Raw genomic sequence first — 1,489 nt, forward strand, 5'->3', positions numbered from 1 at the left:
CAAGGGGGGAATCACCGGACTCTGGGACATGATGAAAAAACCGGAAACCCAGCAAACCATCCAGTTCCTCATGCTTGTCGGCAAACATTTCCGTTCATGCCGACTCAGACACTGATCATGAGGTAACTTTTTACCGTTTTAAAGTGTTCTACTCGCCCCGCTTGCAGCCCCTGTCGTTCAGGGGCTTTTTTACCGGAAGATGTAGTGCGTGTGCTGCTGATTGGAAAACGCTCGGTACCATAGTACGTATTTAATGTTTTTCCGAGTCCATCAGAAGCGTAGGCAGCCGATGAGATCGGGAGAATAATGGCAAGTACAGCGGCTACGCCTACTCTGGAAACTGTTTCTGATGGGTTCGACAGTATGCCCGCCCACCAAATTGGTCTTTGCACTCAAAACAAAAATATGCGGCCTTTAATGCCGAGCGGCTGCAGCATTTTCTCAGGTTTTACAATCGGTATGGATCCTGACACAGAGCGTAGGGATGTTTACCGGATCAGATTTTCCGCGTGCGTTATCGCCATCTCCCGGAAACTTTTCGATAGGCGCGGGTCCTGCGCTGCATTTGACCAAAACAAAGTGGCTAAATCCTGTGCCATAGAAACTAATTCGTGCGCTATCGGATAGGCCTGGATCGATCTGAAATCAGGCAGCAGGGCACCTTGACCACGGCGCTTCTCGATCGACTGACCCACCACTGCGATATTCTGGAGACCGGAAACGATTCTTACCGGTTCAAAAAACGTCGCAGCCACCCTCTCTAAAACTGGTCAAAAATATACGCTGTTACTTGGTCATTTTTAAACGCTGTTTGACAATCAGACGGGACAATGTGGGGCGCGAGATTCGCAGGCGCCCGCACAGGGTCTGTCCGGTTTGTGATCCAGTGTGCAGCAAACGGATAAGTTGCGGGATTCGGGTTGGCATTTCGGCATAATGAAAAGATATTTATTTCTTATGATTAGTTATAATTAATTGATTGTCAATAGTTAAAATATATTATCATACACCATGAAGAAACGATAATATTTTCCTTCTAAGTGTATTCCAGATGGCGTATGAGGTTATCATCTGGATGCTTTCCAGACGAAGACCTTGGATCTCCATCTCTGTTCTCAGAGGGAAGGAAATAACTGTACGCATTGCCCGTCAAGGCTCTCGGAAGTTTCCCATGTCGCGTTTGGTGATGAGGCAGTTGGATAACGGTGCATTCTGGCAGCGTCATCCCGAAGATAGCCAATCGGCAGCGGGCATAGGTATTTTTAACCAGATGGGCTCGGTGGCGCCCAACGGTGCCGTTCAGGGCTAGCCAGTTGCTGAATCATTTCCGCCTTCTTGCAGAGATACAGCTGCTCGGCTTTGCGATGCTGGGCTTCTGTGAGCTTGAAATGAACACCGATCAGGTAAGCATGGCTGGAATGGACCAGGTTCTCGATACGGGCAATAGTGGCAGTCGTCTCACAAGTCCCGCAATCCGCAATATCAAATT

The 1,489-nt window shown here is 48.6% G+C and carries 1 protein-coding gene and 1 pseudogene; both read left to right on the plus strand.

The window, feature by feature from the left end:
* Positions 1–662: 662 nt before the first annotated feature.
* Positions 663–764 (plus strand): annotated as a pseudogene (locus AC2VLY_RS02660) (ATP-binding protein); the annotation flags it as partial.
* Positions 765–1,171: 407 nt separating this feature from the next.
* Complete coding sequence (locus AC2VLY_RS02665; RefSeq protein WP_486921723.1) at positions 1,172–1,309, plus strand: hypothetical protein; 138 nt, start codon at positions 1,172–1,174, stop codon at positions 1,307–1,309.
* The last annotated feature ends 180 nt before the right edge of the window (positions 1,310–1,489 follow it).

The organism is Acidithiobacillus sp. TH-A36 (assembly GCF_057473445.1).

Coding starts and splice junctions, on each gene's coding strand:
- AC2VLY_RS02665 (WP_486921723.1), top strand. CDS start 1,172: ATGTCGCGTTTGGTGATGAGGCAGTTGGATAACGGTGCATTCTGGCAG.